This window comes from Gemmatirosa kalamazoonensis (genome assembly GCF_000522985.1).
Lineage (GTDB): Bacteria > Gemmatimonadota > Gemmatimonadetes > Gemmatimonadales > Gemmatimonadaceae > Gemmatirosa > Gemmatirosa kalamazoonensis.
In genome coordinates, this window is record NZ_CP007128.1 from 2,300,614 (window position 1) to 2,320,290 (window position 19,677).

The following is a 19,677-nucleotide window of genomic DNA, read 5'->3' on the forward strand; positions in this document are numbered from 1 at the left end:
CGGCGGTCACTTGAGCGTGATCGCCGCCGCGATCTTTGCCTGCGTCGTGCCGCAGCAGACGGAGTTCTCGCACGTGCCCCACGGGGCGGCGTACAGCAGCACCGGTTGCCAGCGGGACAGCGACTGCTTCCACGTGTACACGCCGTGGTTCGTCATCGTCACGCTGTCGATGAACTTACCGTTCCCCGACTTCACGCTCACGATCGCGCCGACCCAGCGCTGGCTGCGTCGCTCTACCCACCAGTAGACGGTGTCGTTCGGCTGCATGGCGAGGAACGTGTACGACGCGGTGCCGGAGGTGTTGATGAGACGCGCGATGACGCGACCTGCGCCGAGCGTCACGTCGGCGAGCTTGAACGCGCCGATCTGCGGCTCGATGCGCGCCTGCGGGCCGAGGCCCGTCGAGTCCACCATGAGGCGCTGCTCGTCGCCCGCGCCGTCCACCGTGTCGAACGCCAGGCTCCGTCCGTAGTTCGGCACGCTGTCGGCGAGCCATGCGTTGCGCGCGGCGTCCGTCGTCAGTAGCGCGTAGCCCGCGGCCCACGTCGGAGCCGGCGTCGGTGCCACCGGTACCGTGTCGACGAGTTGTGTGATCGTCACTGTCTGGCCGGATGACGGTACGCACCCGCTCGCGGCGGCGCCCGAGATCGCGAAGGTCGTGAACACCACGGCGGCGCGTGAGTGCGACGAGCGGATGGCGAGCATGGGCGGTGGTGGCAAGGGGTGGGGCTGCGGACTACGGAAGGGTGCGGCCACGTGAAAGCGCGCGTTGTCGCGCCACGACCGGGGCGAGCGCCGCATCGGCGTGTGACCAGAGCGAGACCACGGCGCGCGCCCATCGGGCGGCGGTGACCGTGTCGTGCGCCGCGGCGCCGAGCTCCGCGCGCAGCGCCATGGCCCGCGGCAGCATCGGCGTCAACATCGGCTCGTCGACCAACGGTGCCGTCAGGGCCGTGAGCGCACCGAGCACTTGGTCGAGATCGCGCGCGGCGCCGGCGGAGTCGCCCATCGCCACGAGCGCCGAGGCTTCCAGGAACACGCCGTCCATCGCGTCGTCCGTGGGACGCATGCGACCGCGTCGCATCGCGCGGCGCTCCGAGAGCAGCCGCCGCGCGGTGCCGATGTCGTGCAGCGCCAGCGCGCGCTGCATCCGTCGCGTGAGGTTCGTGCCGTCGCCGGGCGCTGCCACCGGACCGAGGCCGGTGGTCGGGAACGCGTTGCGCAACGGGATGGCGAGCAGCGCCTGCCGCAGCGCGATGCGCTCCTCCGCGACGCCCCAGCTCTCCACCCCGGCATCGATCTGTCGCACGAGCGAGAGGATGCTGTCGCTCGGCGCACCGACCGCCGAGTACATGAGCAGCGCCCGCGCCGGCTCGGCGAGCACCTCGGGGGGCGTGACGCGCCCACGGCCCGGCGCCACGAACGCGGACGTGTTAGGCGCCCGTCGGTACGCGGTCGCGGCGAGGGTCGCGCGCCCGGTGAGCCCGGCCAGCGCTGCGACGTACCGCGCGCTCTCCGCGTCGTCGGCCGGCGCGCGCAGCAGCGAGTCGGCGAGCGCGCCGGCCCGCTCGAAATCGCCGAGCTTCAGCGCGAGCTGCACCTCGAGCGCCCCCAGGCGCAGGCGCTCCGGCGCGCTCGTCGCCAGGCGTCGTGCGTCGCGCACCGCCGACAGCGCCGACGGGCCCGCGGAGGTGGAAAGCTGCCCCGTGCCCTCGTATGCGCGGGCGAGCGCCTCGTGCGCCGCCGCGCTCCGGGGCAGTGCGCTCACCCACTGCTGCGCGATCTCGCGAAGCCGTTCGCGGTTTCGTTGGAGCGCGGCCGGCGCGCTCGCCGGCAGTCCGCTGCGCTCCACCGCCGCGCGCGGTTGCGCCGCGAAGGCGAGGGTGTCGTGGTCGAGTGACGGATAGGCCGCGTATCGCTGGCCGTCTTCCAGCGTTCCCTCCCGGAAGACCGACGGGCGCGTGAGCAGCACGCGCTCCAGGCGGCCGAATGCGGCGCCGCGAAACGCGAGCTGCACCGCCGGCACCAGCTCGAGCGCGCGCCGGTACGCGTCGAGCGCGGCGCGGTAACTGCCACGGAATGCGTAGCTCGTGGGTGAGCGCGGCACCCGCACGACGAGCGTGTCGCGCGACAAGCACTCGCCGAGTCCGTACCACGCCGTGAAGTCCGTCGAGTCGGCGCGCACGAGCGCGTTGTACGCCTGGCACGCCTGGACGTAGCGCCCATCGGCGAGTGCCGAGAGGGCTCGCGCGAGCGACGCATCGCGCGGGGCGAGGCGCGACGCGAGCGCGGCGGCGCGCGCGGCAGCCGGCCGCACGCTGTCGGCTGGCTCGTCGCTCCACGTGCTCGTCTGCGCGAGCCAGTACTGGGCCTGCGCGTAGTCGGGGTCGAGCTCCGCCGCCGTACGGAACTCCCGCCGCGCGGCGGCGAGATCCCACACGGCGAGCGCGCGGTGCCCTCGGTCGTATGCCTCCCACGCCGGCAGCGAGCGCGTGCCGACGGCGCCCGCGGTGCCGAGCCGCGTCGCGCCGCTGCCGACGAGGAGCGAGTCGGCGAGCACGGCGAACTTGTCGCCGACGTCGCGAAGGTCGCGCGCGACGCTCACGTGGTGTCGGTGCAGCTCCACCGGTGCGCCGCGCCCCCGCACGCGGTACAGCGTGGCGGCCACGTACACGCTGTCCCCCATCCCGCGCACCTCGCCCCACGCCAGGCGACCCGCGCCGAGCGAGCGCGCGATGGACACCGCGTCGTCGAGCAGGAGCCGCGTCGCGCCGTGCCGGAGGCGCGCGTCGGATACGCGCTCGGGCGGCACGACGCGCACGCCGCGCCACCGCGCGAGCGCGTCGGCGAGCTGCAGCTCGCTCTGGTCGCCGGTCACGGGCTGCGGTGCCGCGCCGTCGGCGTTCGCGAACGGCAGCACCACGTACGTCTCGTCGTCGAGCGTCGCGTCGGCGCGCCCGATCCACGCCCGCACGCCGAGCCACGTCGCGATCCCCAGCGCGGCGACGGCCGCCCCCGCCGCGGTCCGCCGCCTCCACGACGCACCCGCACGCGGCGGCGCGACGTGGGCGGTGCACGACTCCAGCGCTGCCTTCAGCTCCGGCGCGCTCGCGAACCGCCGTGCCGGGTCGGGCGCCAGCGCACGCGCGAGCAGCGCCGCGAGCTCGCGGCGGAGTCGTCTCGGCCACGCGCCGCGCGCGCGCGCGAACGCCTCGCGCGACGCGGGCAGCGAGCCGCTGAGCATCTCGTGCAGCACGACGCCGAGCGCGTAGATGTCGGCGCGCGGGTCGACGTCGCGCGCGCCGCTGGCTTGCTCGGGCGCCATGTACGACGGCGTGCCGATCACGAAGTGCTCGCGCGTGGCGCCGGTCGTCGCCCCGCCGAGCGTGTCGCGACCCGTTAGGCGGGCGATGCCGAAATCGCACACCACCGCGTGCCACCCGGACACCGACTGGTCCTCGCGGCCGTGGTAGCCCGGCAGCAGCACGTTCTCCGGCTTCACGTCGCGGTGCACGATCCCTTCGGCGTGCGCGTACGCGAGCGCGTCGGCCACCTGCTCGGCGATGCGGAGCGCGTCGCGCACGGGCAGCGGGCCCTCCCGATCGAGCCGCTGGCGCAGCGACAGGCCGGGGACGAACGGCATCACGTAGTACAGCGACCCGGCCGCGGCCCCCGAGTCGAGCAGCGGGAGGATGTGCGGATGCTGGAGCCTCGCGAGCAGCGCGATCTCGCGGTGGAACCGGTCCGCGAGCACGCCGATGCCGAGCATCGGGTCGAGGAGCTTCACCGCGACCTGGCGGTCGTGCTTCCGGTCCCGTGCGAGGTAGACGACGGCCATCCCGCCGCGCGCGATCTCGCGCTCGACGGTGAAGCGGTCGCCGAGATCGGCGCCGAGTCGCTCCTGTAGCGTGCCCGTCGCCACGACGGACCCCCACGTCAGGTACCGCGCTAATGTACCAGTACGGGGCGGAAGCGCGAGCGCAGCGCGCTCGAGCGGTCAGGGCTGGACGCTGGCGGCCTCCCGGCGCGCGCCGCCGGCCGCCGCGATCCACGCCGGCAGCAGCAGCGTGCGGACGTCGTCCAGGTCGCGCTCCGCGCCACGCGTCGTCGCCTTGTACAGGCGTGCGGCGCGCGGGGCGTCGCCGAGCCGCAGCGCGGCGACCACGGCGCCGTCGAGGAGGAGCGACGGCCGCACCCACAGCTCGCCCCGCGCGCGGGCGGCGACGAGCGAATCCGCGGCGTCGGCGGCCTCGCGCCAGTCCCACGCCGCGAGCCCGTGCGCGAAGTGCACGCTCGCCGCCGCTCCCGGCGGCGCGCCCGTGCGCGCGAGGTACGCGAACAGCCGCGCGTACACGGCCGTGTCGACGACGCCCGACGTGCCGCCGTGCAGATCGTCGAGCACGTCCAGCGCGTGCGCGACGAAGCGCGGCCAGTCGGCGGGGGGGCGGCCGCTGGCGAGCACGTTCTCGTAGGCCGCGCGACGGTACAACGCGTCACGAAGCGCCGCCGTGTCGCCGGCCGCGCCGACCGCCTGCGCCACGCCGTCGCCCGGCGTGCTCGCGCGCGCCCACGCCGTGCGCACCGCCGCGCCCAACGCGAGCGCGTTCGCGCGCGGCAGGTCGACGGGCGACTTCGGCGCCGCGCCGAACCCGACGCGCCAGCCGCGCATCGCGGCCACGGGGTCGAAGCGACCCACGGTGAGCTCGCGGAAGCCGGTCGCGCGCCGCCGCATGAACCGCGTCCGCTCGGCGCCGAGATCGAGCACCGGATGGAAGTCGGAGTTCACCGGCGCCCACTCGTCGAGCAGCGGCGCGAGCGCGGCGCGGTCCACGAGCCGCGCGGCGGCGAGCGTCGCGGAGTCGAGCGGCAGCGTGCGCCGCAGGTCGGCGGCGAGCCCGGGGAGTTGCACGACACCCCAGTCGGGCGTCGGGACGCGCGGCCCGTTCGTCGCGACGACGAAGATGTCCGCGTTCGACACGAGATAGACGTCGTACGCCGCGAAGTTGCGGTGCAGCGCGGCGAGCACGTCGAGCACGAGGCGGTCGTCGATCTCGTACAGGTGCAGCCACTGCCCGAACACGCCCCCCGGGGCGAGCCACCCGCGCACGCGCCGGTAGAAGTCGTCGGTGAACAGCCCCGAGACGCCGCTCACCCACGGGTTGGACGGCTCCGAGACGATGACGTCGAACGTGCGGCGCGAGGAGGCGAAGAACGACTTCGCGTCGTCGATCACGAACGTCGACCGCGGGTCGTCGAAGACGCGGCGGTTCGCCGGGTAGAACGCATGCGACGCACGGATCATCTCCGGCTCGATGTCGATCGTCGACAGCCGCTGGAGACGCGGGCTGGCGAGCAGCAGGTGCGACGTCATCCCCGAGCCCTCGCCGATGACGGCTGCCGTCCGCGCGTTAGGCGCGTGGGCGAGCGCGATGAGCGGCAGCAGCGCCTGCGTCACCTGGTCGCCGGTGAGCGGCCGCCGCGTGGTGTCGCGCGGGTCGGGACGGAGCCAGTCGCTCGTGAGCGACGCGTCGGGCTTGCCGTTCGTGGCGAGCGACAGCGTGCTCGACCCCCGCTGCCGGCGCACGCTCACCGTCGCGGTGCGCCCGTCGCGGTAGTAGACCATCTCCATGTCCTCCGGCCGCGAGACGCGCGCGTACCGGTACACGCCGCTCGTCAGCACCGCCGGGTGGAACGGCGTGCGCGCGGCGACGGTGAGCAGCATGAGGAGCGACACCGCGGCCACCGTCGCGACGACGGGGCGCTCGCCGCGCGCGTCGTCCGCCACGCGCAGCAGCAGGAAGAACCCGAGCGCGACGTCGACGAGCGCGCCGGCGACGAGCAGCCATTTGAGCCCGAGCACCGGCATGAGCACGAGGCCCGCGAGCGCCGCGCCGACGATGGAGCCGAGCGTGTTCACCGCGTACACGCGCCCGATCGCGTCCTCGCCGGCGCCGCGCACGAACAGCGTGCGCGTGATGAGCGGCAGCGTCGTGCCGGCGCAGAACGTCGCCGGCAGCATCACGGCGAGGCACAGCAGGTAGCGCGCGATGGAGAAAAGCTGGTAGCCGTGCGTCGTCGTGTCGAGCGCGTCGAGCAGCGTGACCATCCAGTCGAACGACCGCACGTAGACCGGCAGCGTGGCGATCGCGACGCTCCCCATGACCCACTGCAGGATGCCGAGCGTGCGCGCCGGATCCGTTAGGCGGTCGGCGCGCGCCCGGATCCACCACGCGCCGAGCGCGAGCCCGAGGATGAACACCGACAGCATGATCTCGAACGAGTGCGTCGCGCTGCCGACGACGAGCGCCAGCATGCGCAGCCACGCCACCTCGTAGACGAACGACGCGACCGCGGTGCCGAACGCCACGGCGAGCAGGGCGCGCGCGAGCGGGCGCGAGACGTCGCTGCGCGGCGTGTCGAGGCGCAGCGTGGTCTGCGTGCCGTCCGGCGACGCGGCCGCGGCGGGCGGCGACGACCACGCGATCGCCCACGCGCCGGCGGCGACGAGCGCGTTGACCGCCGCCGCGGCGAGCAGCGTGCCCGGAAGCCCCACTCTCGCGAGCAACCAGAAGCCGGCGACGAGCACGCCCGCCGCGGCACCGAGGCTGTTCGTGAAGTAGAGCAGCGACAGCGTGCGTCCCGGCGCGGCGGCCGCGCGCCGGATGGCGCCCGCGCTCATGAGCGGGAATGTCGCCCCGAGCAGCACCGACTGCGGCAGAATCAGGAGTGCCGCGATCAGCCACTTCGCCGCGATCACGGCCGCCCCGGCGGGCAGCGCGGGGAAGAGCGCGTGGTAGGCGGCATCCGTCACCGTCACGAACACCGGATGGAACAGTGCCCCGAGCACCCCCGCGCCGAGCTCCGCGAGCGCGTACACGCGCAGCGGGTCCGCCAGCCGCGCCGAGCGTCGTCCCGCCAGCCACGCACCGATCGACATCCCACCGAGGAAGATGACGAGGACGATGATCTGCGCGTACGCGCTGTGGCCGACGAACAGGCCGAGGTACCGGCTCCAGATGGACTCGTACATCAACCCGGCCGCGCCGGACGCCGTGAACAGGATGTACAGCAGCTGGAGCATGCGATCGTGATCGAGAGAGGAGCCGAAAAGTGCTAGGGAGTCCCCGTAGTTCGTTGGGACACAAACGAGACCGCGAAATCGCTTGATGCGGGCCCGTCTTGTGCTTTATATCACCGTGCGATCACGTCGAGGCTGGTACGAGCCCTGCGGTACAGATATTTGCCATGGGCTCGTGGTGGCCTTCCGGAGTCCGTAGTTGCGGCGGTCGACGTAGTAGTTAGCCAACCGTGACTTGCGGAACTGCCGCGGGGTCGTATCGTAGTCGCAGCATGCTATACCTCGCGCCGAGGTGAGGCAGCATGCGCGCGTTCGGTCATCTTCACGGGGGGTGCGGCATGAGAGGAAAGTTCTTCAGAGGAGCAGCCGTCGCGGTGACACTGGTCGTCAGCGCAACGACGGCATCGGCCCAGACCAGCCAGCTGAACATCTTCGGCAGCGCGCGGGTCTTCCAGCAGCTTCCGGGGGCGGCGAACAACCTGATCGTCGACTTCCTGCCGCCGACGCTCGGCGGCAACGGGTCGGTCTTCACGACGATCAACCCGGCGGACCAGACGGGTGTGTTCTCGTTCCTGGCGCCGCTCACGATGGGTCTGAACACGGACTTCGTTTTCGGCACGGGCCCGACGCCGCCGCCGACGACGCTGCCGTCGACGATCCTCACGATCGGCGGGTTCACCTTCACCGGCACCACGTTCGGTTCGGGTAACGTCCCGGGCACGCCGGTCATCCTGACGTACGACCCGACGGCGAACACGACGTCGGCCACGGTCAACGTGCTCGGCACGGTGACGGGGCCGGGGCTGGTCGGTGGCAAGTTCACGGGCTCGTACACGACGCAGTTCCCGGGCATCGATCCGGTGACGCTCCAGACGCAGATCGAGTCGGGCACGGTCCTGTCGAAGTCGATCTCGGCGACGTTCATCGTCTCCTCGGTTCCGGAGCCGGCGACGGTCGCCCTGATGGGCACGGGGCTCATCGCTCTGTTCGGCGCGGTTCGCCGCCGTCGCACGGAAGTCTGAGCTAGGCAGGCAGCACCCTCGCTGGGCCCCCTCGGCGGCTCCGGCGATGACCGGCAGTCAACGCGGTTAGAACAGAAGCGGCGGGCGCCCCGGGGCGCCCGCCGCTTCTCGTTTCTCCTCGCTCCGGTTCGTCAGGCCGCGACCTGGCGGGCTGCGGTCCCCGGCGGGGCGAGGCGCTCGCGGGCCTCCCGCACGGCGTCGGCGAGGAGCGCCGCGGCCTCGCGCGCCTGCTGCGGGGTGTGGTCCGACATGGCCTGCATGCGGAACCGCGCTGCCCGGACGCCCACGGCCGGGAACTCCACGAGGTTCGCGAACAGCCCGCGCTCCAGCACCCCGGCGCTCGCGACGCGGGCGAGCGACGTCTGCCCGATGAGCACCGGCACGACCGCCGACGGGTCGCCGAGGCAGGTGAGCCCCTGCTCGGCCAGCGCGCCGCGGAGCGTGTGCACGACGCTCATGAGCGAGGCGCGCCGAGCGTCGCCCTCCTCCGACCGCACGATCCGGAGCGCCTCGCGCACCGTCGCGATCTGGATGGGCGACATCGAGTTCGAGAACGTGTGCGGGCCGCCGTAGGCCTCGAGGTAGGCGCGCACGCCGGGGTGCCGCGTGGCGACGAAGCCGCCGTTGGAGGCGAACGTCTTCGAGAAGGCGCCCATCACGAGGTCGATCTCGCCGAGCATGCCCTCGCGGCCGATGTGCCCCGTGCCGCCCGGGCCGAGCGACCCGAAGTCGTGCGCGACGTCGACGAGGAGCGTCGCCTGGTACTCGTGACACACCGCCTGCATCGCGCGCAGGTCGGGCGAGTCGGAGTCCATCGAGAACAGCCCCTCGGTGACCACGAGGATGCCGTTGCTGGCGTCGCCCGCCCGGATGCCGGCGAGCGCGCGGCGCAGGGCGTCGACGTTGATGTGCTCGATGTGCGTGATGTTGCGAGTCGCCGCGTTCGCGCCGGTCTGCAACGAGTTGTGCGCGAGCCGGTCGAGGACGATGTGGTCGTCGGGACGCACGAGCGCCGTGACCGCGCCGAACGCCGCACCCCACCCAGACGAGAAGAGCACCACGTGCTCCGTGTTGAGCGTCTCGCCGATCTCCGTCTCGAGCGCGCGCGAGATGTCGGAGCGTCCCTGGAGCGCCGCGGAGCCGCCGCTGTGTACGCCGTAGCGGCGCAGCGCCTCCATCGCCGCCTCCTGCACCGACGGATGCGACGCGAGCGACAGATAGTCCTGCGTCGCGAAGTTCAGTCCATAGCGGATGGCCGACTGCGTCTCGGCCTCGGCGTGCGTCGTCGTACCCGGCGCGCTCGTGACAGCGCGTGCGTACGGCCACACATGCGCCTCGCGGCGCGCCATGATCCACGGAACGATCGGCGCCGTCCGCGCCAGGAGATCGGGGCCCGTCGGGCGCGCGAACTCGGCAAAGCTGCCGCGGAGTGGATCGACACTTCCATGTGCGACGCTCGCCGGATTCGGCGGTGCGACGACCGGCATCCCGGTCGCTCCAGTCGTACGTGGCAGCGGCGCGATGATGGGCGACACGGCTAGGCTCCTCCCGGGAGAGTCGTGACTCGGGCGCGAATGGTGAACGCGATGCGAGGCGCGCTAGTGCCTGCGGCTGCTACGTCAGACGCACCGCTGTACTTCACACGATCGGGGAGCGAGGCCGTCACGAACAGGCGATGGTCTCGCGTGAGCGGCGGGCCTCATCCATGACGTTCCACGAAGGAATCGCCGTGACGACGAGGAGGCTCGAGGATACAGGAATGGCCGGGGCAGTATATGGTATGCCGTCGGTGCTGTGAAGATTCCATCGGGACCGAAACGTCACGTGGATCACACAATGACGAAGATCGGCACTAGCGCAATAGCCGCTAGGGGTCATTCGACCCGTGGACTGTTGCATGTTTCCCACAGGTCGCGGCCCGGATGCATCGTCACGACAGGATCTCGTACGTCTGCATCATGAGCCGCTCGTACAGTCCCGACGGCAGCAGCTGACGCAGCGTGGGCGCCGCGCGCTGCAGCGCCTTGCCCACCGGATGCCGCAAACGGGGGGACGGATCGGCGATGATCCGCTCGAGCTCCCGCGCGATCGCCTCGGGTGGCTCGGCACCCTGCTCGTCGCGCTCCATCACCGCGAGCGCACGCTCGCCGCGCTCGTAGTACGGCGACTGTTGCGTGGACGCCACGGTCCGCACGCGGCTCGCCGTGAAGCCCGTGCGGAAGTCGCCCGGCTCCAGCAGTGCGACGCGCACCCCGAACGGCCGCACCTCCATGCGCAGCGCCTCGCTCATCGACTCGAGCGCCGCCTTGCTCGCGCTGTAGAACGCCTGGAACGGCACCGGCACGAGCCCCGCGATGGAGCTCACGTTCACGACGAGTCCCGCACGGCGCGCGCGCATGTGCGGCAGCACCGCGCGGCAGAGACGCAACGGACCGAACACGTTCGTCTCGAACTGCGCGCGCGCCTCCTCGACGGTCGTGTCCTCGACCGCGCCGGCGATGCCGTAGCCGGCGTTGTTCACGAGCACGTCGATGCGCGACTCCGCCGCGAGCACCTGCGCCACGCCGCGCGCCACGTCGTCGTCGCTCGTGACGTCCATCTCGAGCATCTCGACGCCGGCGGGCGCATCGGCCGGGCGCGCGCGGCGGCTGGTGCCGTACACGCGGAACCCGCGCGACACGAGGTGCAGGGCGCAGGCCTTCCCGATGCCCGACGAGGCACCGGTGATGAGCACGACCTGCGGCGATCCGTTAGGCGCTCGCGTCGCCATCAGAGGGCCCCCGCCTCGAGCATGTCGACGCGGTGCTGCAGCTCGCGCTCGAGCTGCTGCCGGCCGCGCTCGTACTGCGTCGGCCACCACTGCGCGTCCGTCCCCGAGCCCGCCGCGGCGTGCAGCGTCCAGTTCGGGTTGATGAGGTGCGGTCGGCCGAGCGCGCAGAGGTCGGCGCGGCCCGAGGCGATGATGGCGTTCACTTCGTCGGCGTCGGTGATGTTGCCGACGGCGATGGTGGGCACGCCGGCTTCGTTGCGGATGCGATCGCTGAACGGCGTCTGGAACATGCGGCCGTAGACGGGGCGTGCGTTAGGCGCGGTGTGTCCGGCGGAGACCTGCACGATGTCGACACCCGCGGCGCGGAACGCGCGCGCGATCTCGACCGCCTCGGCAGCGTCGACGCCGCCCTCCACCCAGTCGGTGGCGGAGATGCACACCGACATCGGACGCTCGTCGGGCCACGCGCCGCGCACGGCGCGGAACACCTCGAGCGGATAGCGCAGCCGGTTCTCGAGCGAGCCGCCGTACTCGTCGTCGCGGTGGTTCATGACCGGCGTGATGAACGCGGAGAGGAGAAGCCCCTGCGCGCACTGCAGCTCCACCATGTCGACGTTCGCGTCGGCGGCCATGCGCGTGGCGCGCACGAAGTCGTCGCGCACGCGGTCCATGTCGGCGCGCGTCATGGCCCGCGGCACCTGCATGCCCGGGCGGAACGGCACCGCCGACGGCGCGAGCGTCTCCCATCCGCCCTCGCCGATCGCCGCGTCGGGCTCCTCCCACGGCCGCTTCGTGGAGCCCTTCGGGCCGGCGTGCCCGAGCTGCAGGCAGATCTTCGCCGGCGTCCACTTGTGCACGACGTCGGTGACGCGCCGCCACGCGGCGATGTGCTCGTCGCGGTACATCCCGGCCGAGCCGAGCGAGAGCCGCGCATCGGGCGACACGGCGGCCATCTCGGTGATGAGCAGCCCGGCGCCGCCGAGCGCGCGCGCGCCGTAGTGCGCGACGTGGAAGTCGTTCGGCGTGCCGTCGTCCTCGGCGCTGTAGAGATCCATCGGCGCGACGACGACGCGGTTGACGAGCGTCATGTCGCGCAGGCGGAACGGCGTGAACATCGGTGGTGGCACCCGGGACTCGGGACTCGGGACTCGGGACTCGGCGTCCGCACCTGAGTCCCGAGTCCCGAGTCCCGAGTCCCGGGTCCCGCCCTCCGCCACGAACGACCGCTCCACACGCGCCAGGAACTCCCGGTCGCGTCGCCGCAGCGTCTCGTGCCCGACGCCCTGCGTGCGCGAGACGAGCGCGTACGCGAACTGTTCGGTGGGCAGGTTGATGTAGCGGCGGATGTTCTCGAACCACTCCATCGACGACGCGGTGGCGCTCTGCAGGCGCAGCGTCTCGGCCTTCCGCTCGGCGGCGTACGCGGCGAACGACGCCTCGTCAGGTCCACCCTCGGCGAGCGCGAGGGCGAGCGCGAGCCCGTCCTCCATGGCGAGCCGCGTCGACACGCCGGCGGAGAAGTGCGTCGTGTGCGCCGCCGCGCCGAGGAGCACGACACGCTCGTGATGCCAGCGGTCGTTCGAGACGCGCACGAAGCGGCGCCACGGGCTCTCGCTGGTGCCGAAGTCGGAGAGCAGCGGATGCTCGCCGAGCCACGGCGCGAACAGTCGCTCGCAGTAGCCGAGCGTGACCGCGGGGTCCTGCCAGTCGAAGCCCGCGTTGTTCCAGCTCTCGGGATCGCACTGCACGATGAACGTCGAGAGGCGGTCGTCCTGCGGGAACGCGTGCGCCTGGAAGATGCCGTGCTCGTTCTCGACGAACACGAACGTCGATGCGTCGAATCGCGCCGTCGTGGCGAAGCACGCGTTGTACGTCGGGCGCTCCTCGAGATGCGGGCGGAAGTGCTCGGCGTACTTGTCGCGCAGCGCGGAGTGCGGGCCGTCAGCGGCGACGACGACGTCGGCGTCGCCGAGCCCGTGCGCGGCGAGCGCGTCGTCGTCGCGGATGTCGACGCCGAATCGCAGGTCGGCGCCGAGGGCGTCGGCGCGCTCGGCCAGCACCGCGTTCAGCGTGCGGCGCGAGATCCCCGCGAAGCTGTGGCCGCCGGAGCGCATGGTGCGGCCGTGCACCTGCACCTCGAGGTCCGTCCACCGCTCGAAGTGCTGAGCGATGCGGTCGTACGTCGGCGGGTCTGCGGCACGGACCCGGGCGAGCGTCGGCTCGGCGAATGCGACCCCATCCACGGGGCCGGCCCCCGGCTCCTGGCGCTCGAGGACGACGACGTCACCGGCGGGGTCGACCAGCCGGAGGAGGACGGCGGCGTAGAGTCCAGCCGGTCCGCCCCCCACGATCACGACCTGCATTGTCCCTCCTCACTTACCGTCCGCCGGCGCCCATCGAACCACCGCATCGGCCGCCATCCGTCGCGCCCAGAGCCGGCATCCGATGACGATGACGAGGTGCACCGCTGGCGGCAAGTTCGAGGCCCGCTAGCTCATCGTCACGACCACCTTGCCGAACGTGGCATTGGACTCGAGACGCTCGTGCGCCCGCGGCAGCTCGTCGAGCGAGAACCGCGAGTCGACGACGGGGCGCACGGCACCGCTCGCGAGCGCGGGGCCCACCTCGGCGCCGAAGCGGCGCGTGACCGCGATCCGCTCCTCGATGGGCCGGGCGCGGAGCACGGTGCCGCGCAGCGTGATGCGTCCCTGCAGGAGACGCCGGTAATCGAGCTCGCCGCGCGCGCCGGCCATCGTGCCCACGAGCACGATGCGACCCAGCGTGGCCATGCTGCCTAACGTCGCGTCGAGGTACGGCCCGCCGACGAGGTCGAGCGCGACGTCGGCGCCGCGGCCGTCGGTGTGCTCGCGGACGAACGGCGCGAGCGTGGCGAGGTCGGTGCCTAACGCGAGCCCGGCGTCGAGGCCATGGTTGCGCGCGCGGTCGAGCTTCTGCGGCGTGCGGGCGGTTCCGAGGCAGCGCATCCCCCAGGCGCGGGAGAGCTGCGCGGCGGCGAGGCCGACCCCGCTGCCGACGGCGTGCACGAGCACCACCTCGCCCGGGCGCGCGTCGGCCTGGCGGAGCGCGTCGTGCGCGGTGATGAACGCCTCCGGCACCGCGCCGGCATCGGCCCACGCGAGCGCATCGGGGATGGGGGCGACGGCGCGCTCGTGGGTGACGAGCAGCTCGGCGTGGGCGCCGCCCCCGACGAGCCCCCACACGCGGTCCCCGACGCGCCACTCGCGCGCTCCGGGGCCGAGGGCGACGACCTCGCCGGCGAACTCGATGCCCGGGATGTCCACGGGCGCGCCGGCCGGCGGCGGGTAGGCGCCGCGGCGCTGAAGCAGGTCGGCGCGATTCAGCGCGGACGCGCGCACGCGCACGAGGATCTGCTCATGGCCAGGAACGGGATCGGGGCGGTCGTGGATCTCGAGCACGTCGGGGCCGCCGGGCTTCGTGATGACGGCTGCTTTCATGAGGGGGCGGGAGAGCGAGGTACGAGCCGAGCCCGCGCACCGGGCCGCTGCCGGAGCGTGATGCGCGACAGCGGCGCGACGTGCTGGTCGGGGAGCAGCTCCAGCCGCCACCGGCTCGCCAGCGTCGCGAGGACGAGCGTCGCTTCGGTCCACGCGAACTGCTCGCCGATGCAGATGCGCGAGCCGCCGCCGAACGGGAAGTACGCGAACTTCGGCCGGTCGGGCGCCGGCTCGCTCCACCGCTCGGGGCGGAACCGCTCGGGCTCCGGCCACCAGCGCGCGTCGTGATGCGTGAGCCACGGCGACGTGACGACGCCCCACCCGGGCTCGACGTCGACGCCGCCGAGCGTGCACCGCTCGACGCAGATGCGGCCGATGGCGTAGGCGGGCGGGTAGATGCGCATCGACTCGGCGAGCACGCTGCGCGTGTACGGGAGGCGCGGGAGATCGTCGAACGTGGGCGCGCGGGCGGCGGGGCCGGCGCCCAACATGGCGTCCAGCTCGGCGTGCAGGCACGCCTCCGCGTCCGGGTTGCGGCCGAGGAGGAGCCAGGTCCAGGCGAGCAGGTTCGCCGTCGTCTCGTGGCCGGCGAGGAACAGCGTCATCACCTCGTCGCGGAGCTGCTCGTCGGACATCGGCTCGCCGTCGGTCTCCTCGGGATCGGTGGCGACGAGGAGCATCGACAGCAGGTCGTCGCGGCGATCGGCGTCGGCCGCGGCGCGGCGCTCGGCGATGATGCCGTAGACGATCCGGTCGAGGCGATGGCGCGCCGAGACGAAGCCGCCGACGTGCGGCAGCGGGAGGCGAAGCGCCCAGCGCGCGAACGGGAGGAAGGCGAGCGGTGCGACGCGCATCGCGTCGCCGATCGCCCCGGCGACGTCGCGGGCGCGGTCGCCGACGTCGGTGCCGAACAGCGTCTCGCCGGCGATGCCGAGCGTGAGCGTGGTCATCTCGGCGGCGACGTCCACCTCGACGTCGGTGGGCGACCGGCGCTCCCAGCGGTCGCTCCACCGCTCGGCGGCGGCGCTCATGGCGCGGGCGTAGGCGGCGATGCGGTCGCGGTGGAACGCGGGGTTCGCGAGGCGGCGCTGGCGGCGGTGGAGGTCGCCCTCGCTGGTGAGGAGCCCGTCGCCGAGGAGCAGCCGGAGCGTGCGGTGGGCGTAGCCGCGGACGAAGCGCCTCTGCTGGGTGACGAGGACCTCGCGGGCGAGCTCGGGGTGGGCGACGACGACGAACGTGCGGCCGGCGGCGCGGAAGCGGACGACGTCGCCGTGGGCTCGGGCGAGGCGGGTGAAGAGGGCGAGCGGGCTGCGGGCGATGCCGACGGTGAACTCGCCGGGCCAGCGGGGTCGGGCGGTCGGGAGGGGAGGGCTGGCCGTCATGACGAGAATGTACGCCGGTGCGTCGGCGGGGTGCGAAACCGTGTCGGCGGGGGCCGCGTAGGGGAGAGCGCGGAGCTGGATGCAAGTACCTACTTGCTTGCGCGGATGGACCGGTGTACCGTTCGCGCTCCCGGTCTCCCGACGCCACCCGAACCTCCCATGCTCGACAATCGCGCCCGCATCCTCGACGCGGCCGCTCGCGTGTACGCCGAGTTCGGCTACCGCGGCGCCACCACGCGACGCATCGCCGTGGCCGCCGGCGTCAACGAGGTCACGCTGTTCCGCACGTTCGGCTCGAAGGCGGCGCTGATCGACGAGGCGGTGCGCTGCTGCGCCGCGTCCTCGGTCGCCAGCCGCTCCGCGCTTCCGGAGCTCCCGGTCGACCCCGAGCGCGAGCTCACCGAGTGGGCTGGCGCGCTCCTCCAGCACCTGCGCGAGACGCGCTCGCTCATGCGCAAGTCGATGAGCGAGGTGGAGGAGCGTCCGGACATGGCGCCATGCATGGCGGCCGGCGTCTCGCTCGCCGCCGACGAGCTGCGCACGTACATGCGCCGCCTCGGGGAGCTCGGCTTCGTCGACTGGCGTGCGCTCGGCACGGACGACGTGGACGCCGACGGGTCGGACGATGGGTCGGACGACCCGGGCCCGCGGTCCGCAGATCGTGCGAAGATGCAGCCCGCCGATGCCGCCGCCGCAGCCGTCGCCGTGGTCGAGCGCGTCGATTCCGTCCGCGCCGAGGACGCGTATGCCGCCGGCACGATGCTGATGGCTGCGCTGTTCTCCGACGCGATGGGTCGCGACCTGATGCCCGGCCTGTACCCCGAGCCGGCGGACCGGGCGCCGGCGCTCTACGTCCGTCTCTTCCTACGGGCCGTCCGCTGCTCGCGTACCCCGCGCCGCCGCGCCCGGCCCACGTCGTCCGCCCGCACCTCGAAGGTCCGGTCATGATCGCTCGCATCGCCGTCCCGCTCGCCGCGCTCGTCGCGGTGAGCGGCGCCCGGCTCGCCCTCGCGCAGCAGCCCGTGAGCGCGCCCGCCGTCACCCTCTCGCTCGACGACGCGTTCCGCGTCGCGGAGCGGGAGAGCGAGACGGTGCGCGTCGCCGAGGCCGGCGTGCTCCGCGCGCGCGGCCAGCAGTACCAGGCGCGCTCGCAGTACCTGCCGCAGATCAACGGCAGCGCGAACTACCAGAAGACGCTCCAGAGCCAGTTCCAGGCGATCACGAAGCAGTCGGCGCCGCCCCCGGACACCTCGTCGGGGCCGAAGCTCTCGTCGCTGTGCACGCCGGAGATCCCGGCCGGCGCGACGGCGGCCGAACGGCAGGCGGCGCTGCAGCTCGCGCAGACGTGTGGCTCGTCGGGCGCCGACCTGTCGGGCATCTCGCGCATCTTCGCGTCGCCGTACACGTTCACGTTAGGCCTCACGGGGAGCCAGACGCTGTTCGCCGGCGGGCGCATCGCCGCGGCGAACCAGATCGCGAACGCGTCGAAGCGCGTCGCCGACATCGGCGTCACGGCGGCGCGCGCGCAGCTGCGGCTCGACGTCGCGCAGGCGTACTACAACGCGGTGCTCGCCGACCGGCTCGTGACGATCAGCGAGTCGAGCTACGTGCAGGCCGAGCGCGCGTTCCGGCAGACGTCGCTCGGGCAGCAGGTCGGCAACGTCGCCGAGTTCGATCTGCTGCGCGCGCAGGTGACGCGCGACAATCAGCGTCCGGTGCTGATCCAGGCGCGGTCGCAGCGCGACGTCGCGTTCCTGCAGCTGCGGCAGATGCTGAATCTCCCGACGACGCAGCCGCTCGTGCTGACGACCGACCTGCCGCTGCCGCCGACGCCGCCGGCGGCGACGCTGCGCACGGTGACGCTGCCGGAGCCTAACGCCGCGAACGCGGCGCCCAACGCCGCCCGCGGCCGGGCGGGGCTCACGAACGCGGCGCAGGGCGAGGGCCTGCTGGCGGTGGATCCGCGCGAAGTGCTGGCGGAGGATCCGCGCGTCGCCTCGGCGATCGACTCGGTGCTCGGCGTCGCCGACACGAGCGCGCGCGAGCGCGCGCCGTCGCGGCAGGCGCGCGAGAACGTGACGGTGCAGCGCAACCTGCTGAAGCAGGCGCGCGCGCAGCGGCTGCCGCAGATCGCGCTGTCGAGCGCCTACCAGCGCATCTCGTATCCGTCGGGCGGGCTCGTGCCGCTGCCGTCGGGGCTGAACCAGTTCTACCCGAACTGGACGGCGGCCATCTCGGTGTCGCTGCCGATCTTCGCGGGCGGCCGCATTCGCGGCGACGAGCTCGTGGCGGAGGCGGGGCTGCGCGAGGCGGAGCAGTCGGCGAAGCAGACGGAGGAATTCGCGGCGCTCGACGCGCAGACGGCGATCGCGCAGCTCGCGCAGGCGGAGGCGACGTGGCTCGCGAGCGCGGGGACGGCGCAGCAGGCGTCGCGCGCGTACACGATCTCCGAGGTGCGCTACCGCGAGGGGATCTCGACGCTCGTGGAGCTGTCGGACTCGCGGCTGCTGCTGCAGCAGGCGCAGTGGAACGCGGTGACGGCCGCGCGCGACCTGCAGATCGCGCGGCTCAAGCTGTCGCTGTTGAAGGATCTCCCGCTGTCGGCGGCCGGCGGTTCGGCGGCGTCGCGCGGGAGCGCGGGTGGCAGCACTGGCGGGAGCGCCGCTGGCGGCGCGTCGAGCGCGGGCGCCGCGCAGGGCAGTTCCTCCACGACCACGCAGCAGTCCGCGGCGCGCGCCTCGGGCGGCTCACAGCAGGCCGGGCTACCCGGCGGGGGCATTCCATGATCAGCACGACCCGGTCCGGGCGCGGCGCCCGGCCGTCCACATACATCCTGACCGCGCTGGCCCTCACGTCGTTAGGCGCGCTCGCCGCGTGCTCGAAGAGCGGCGCGGCGCCCGACACCGCCGCCGCCGCCGCGGCCGCCGCGGCGATGACGGTGGGCTCCGAGAACATCGCGGTCGTGACGATGGACAGCATCCAGAGCGGCCCGGCGATCTCCGGCTCGCTGCAGCCGGAGCGCCAGGCGACGATCCGCGCCGAGGCGTCGGGCACGGTGACGCAGACGTTCGCCGAGGCGGGGCAGCGCGTTGGCGCCGGCGCCGTGCTCGCGCGCATCGAGACGACGGGGATCGCCGATCAGGCGATCGCCGCGCGGGCGAACGTGACGTCGGCGCGCGTGGCCTACGAGACCGCGCAGCGCAACGCGGAGCGCGCGAACCGGCTGCTCGCCGCCGGCGCGATCGCCGAGCGCGACGCGGAGACGGCGCGGTCGCAGGCACAGGCGGCGCAGGCGCAGCTCAGCGCGGCCGAAGCGCAGTCGGCGAACGCGCAGCGGCTGCTCGGCAACACTACGGTGCGCGCGCCGTTCGCCGGCATCGTCGGCGCGCGGTCGGTGAGCACGGGCGACGTGGTGAGCGTGGGCTCGGCGATGTTCACGGTGGTGGACCCGTCGAGCATGCAGCTCCAGGCGAGCGTGCCGGCCGACCAGCTCTCGCAGGTGCGCGTCGGCGCGCCGGTGCGCTTCACGGTGAGCGGCTACCCCGGTCGCGCGTTCAACGGGCGCATCACGCGGGTGGCGCCGGTCGCGGATCCGACCACGAAGCAGGTCCAGATCATCGCCAGCGTGCCGAACGCGGGGAACGCGCTCGTCGGCGGGCTGTTCGCCGAGGGGCGGGTGGCGAGCGAGGGGCGCACCGCGCTCGTCGCGCCGAACCTGGCGATCGACCAGCGGAGCACGACGCCGGCCGTGGTGCGCGTGAAGAACGGCAAGGTGGAGCGCGTGAACGTGGAGCTCGGGCTGCGCGACGACGCGCGCGAGCGCGTGGAGATCCGCGCCGGCGTGCAGGCGGGCGACACGCTGCTCATCGGTGCGGCGCAGGGGATCTCGGCGGGGACGCCGGTGCGGGTGGCCGCGCCGGTGGACGCGCCGCGCGTCACGCGTTAGGCG

12 protein-coding genes are annotated in these 19,677 nt (G+C 73.3%); 4 read left to right on the forward strand and 8 right to left on the reverse strand.

Going from position 1 to position 19,677, the window contains the following annotated elements:
* Positions 1-6: 6 nt before the first annotated feature.
* The 3 genes from J421_RS09975 to J421_RS09985 form a co-directional block, all read right to left on the reverse strand.
* Positions 7-600, reverse strand: a complete 594-nt coding sequence (locus J421_RS09975; protein WP_148306241.1) for a hypothetical protein — start codon at positions 598-600, stop codon at positions 7-9.
* A gap of 136 nt (positions 601-736) precedes the next feature.
* The gene (locus tag J421_RS09980) at positions 737-3,922 is read right to left on the reverse strand and encodes a serine/threonine-protein kinase (protein WP_025411040.1); all 3,186 of its coding nucleotides are present in this window, start codon (positions 3,920-3,922) and stop codon (positions 737-739) included.
* 75 nt (positions 3,923-3,997) lie between these two features.
* Complete coding sequence (locus J421_RS09985; protein WP_025411041.1) at positions 3,998-7,081, reverse strand: fused MFS/spermidine synthase; 3,084 nt, start codon at positions 7,079-7,081, stop codon at positions 3,998-4,000.
* 371 nt (positions 7,082-7,452) lie between these two features.
* Between J421_RS09985 and J421_RS09990 the strand changes: the two genes are divergently transcribed.
* Entirely contained in the window at positions 7,453-8,100 is a 648-nt protein-coding gene (locus tag J421_RS09990) for a PEP-CTERM sorting domain-containing protein (RefSeq protein WP_025411042.1), read from the forward strand.
* Positions 8,101-8,231: 131 nt separating this feature from the next.
* On the opposite strand, the gene J421_RS09995 is transcribed toward J421_RS09990, so the two are convergent.
* From J421_RS09995 to J421_RS10015, 5 genes are all read right to left on the reverse strand, one after another.
* A complete protein-coding gene (locus J421_RS09995) occupies positions 8,232-9,449 on the reverse strand; it encodes an aminotransferase class I/II-fold pyridoxal phosphate-dependent enzyme (protein WP_201773135.1) in 1,218 nt (405 codons plus the stop codon).
* Between the two features lie 581 nt (positions 9,450-10,030).
* Positions 10,031-10,870, reverse strand: a complete 840-nt coding sequence (locus J421_RS10000) for an SDR family oxidoreductase (protein ID WP_025411044.1) — start codon at positions 10,868-10,870, stop codon at positions 10,031-10,033.
* Positions 10,870-13,233 (reverse strand): oxidoreductase, encoded by a 2,364-nt coding sequence (locus J421_RS10005; protein ID WP_025411045.1) that lies wholly within the window; start codon positions 13,231-13,233, stop codon positions 10,870-10,872. Before J421_RS10005 ends, J421_RS10000 begins: the two co-directional genes overlap by 1 nt.
* Positions 13,234-13,359: 126 nt before the next feature.
* Entirely contained in the window at positions 13,360-14,346 is a 987-nt protein-coding gene (locus J421_RS10010; RefSeq protein ID WP_025411046.1) for an NAD(P)H-quinone oxidoreductase, read from the reverse strand.
* Complete coding sequence (locus J421_RS10015) at positions 14,343-15,728, reverse strand: cytochrome P450 (protein ID WP_025411047.1); 1,386 nt, start codon at positions 15,726-15,728, stop codon at positions 14,343-14,345. Before J421_RS10015 ends, J421_RS10010 begins: the two co-directional genes overlap by 4 nt.
* A gap of 159 nt (positions 15,729-15,887) precedes the next feature.
* Between J421_RS10015 and J421_RS10020 the strand changes: the two genes are divergently transcribed.
* The 3 genes from J421_RS10020 to J421_RS10030 are packed head-to-tail and all read left to right on the forward strand — an operon-like array spanning position 15,888 to position 19,674.
* Positions 15,888-16,676, forward strand: coding sequence for a TetR/AcrR family transcriptional regulator (locus J421_RS10020; RefSeq protein ID WP_025411048.1), 789 nt, complete (start codon positions 15,888-15,890; stop codon positions 16,674-16,676).
* On the forward strand, positions 16,673-18,514 hold the full coding sequence (locus J421_RS10025) for a TolC family protein (protein WP_025411049.1): 1,842 nt from the start codon (positions 16,673-16,675) through the stop codon (positions 18,512-18,514). Before J421_RS10020 ends, J421_RS10025 begins: the two co-directional genes overlap by 4 nt.
* Complete coding sequence (locus J421_RS10030) at positions 18,511-19,674, forward strand: efflux RND transporter periplasmic adaptor subunit (RefSeq protein ID WP_025411050.1); 1,164 nt, start codon at positions 18,511-18,513, stop codon at positions 19,672-19,674. Before J421_RS10025 ends, J421_RS10030 begins: the two co-directional genes overlap by 4 nt.
* Positions 19,675-19,677: the final 3 nt, after the last annotated feature.

Excerpts from the sequence above, each read along its gene's own strand:
- J421_RS09985 (WP_025411041.1), bottom strand. The coding sequence starts at position 7,081 with ATGCTCCAGCTGCTGTACATCCTGTTCACGGCGTCCGGCGCGGCCGGG.
- J421_RS09995 (WP_201773135.1), bottom strand. The coding sequence starts at position 9,449 with ATGGCGCGCCGCGAGGCGCATGTGTGGCCGTACGCACGCGCTGTCACG.
- J421_RS10000 (WP_025411044.1), bottom strand. The coding sequence starts at position 10,870 with ATGGCGACGCGAGCGCCTAACGGATCGCCGCAGGTCGTGCTCATCACC.
- J421_RS10005 (WP_025411045.1), bottom strand. The coding sequence starts at position 13,233 with ATGCAGGTCGTGATCGTGGGGGGCGGACCGGCTGGACTCTACGCCGCC.
- J421_RS10010 (WP_025411046.1), bottom strand. The coding sequence starts at position 14,346 with ATGAAAGCAGCCGTCATCACGAAGCCCGGCGGCCCCGACGTGCTCGAG.
- J421_RS10015 (WP_025411047.1), bottom strand. The coding sequence starts at position 15,728 with ATGACGGCCAGCCCTCCCCTCCCGACCGCCCGACCCCGCTGGCCCGGC.
- J421_RS10020 (WP_025411048.1), top strand. The coding sequence starts at position 15,888 with ATGCTCGACAATCGCGCCCGCATCCTCGACGCGGCCGCTCGCGTGTAC.
- J421_RS10025 (WP_025411049.1), top strand. The coding sequence starts at position 16,673 with ATGATCGCTCGCATCGCCGTCCCGCTCGCCGCGCTCGTCGCGGTGAGC.
- J421_RS10030 (WP_025411050.1), top strand. The coding sequence starts at position 18,511 with ATGATCAGCACGACCCGGTCCGGGCGCGGCGCCCGGCCGTCCACATAC.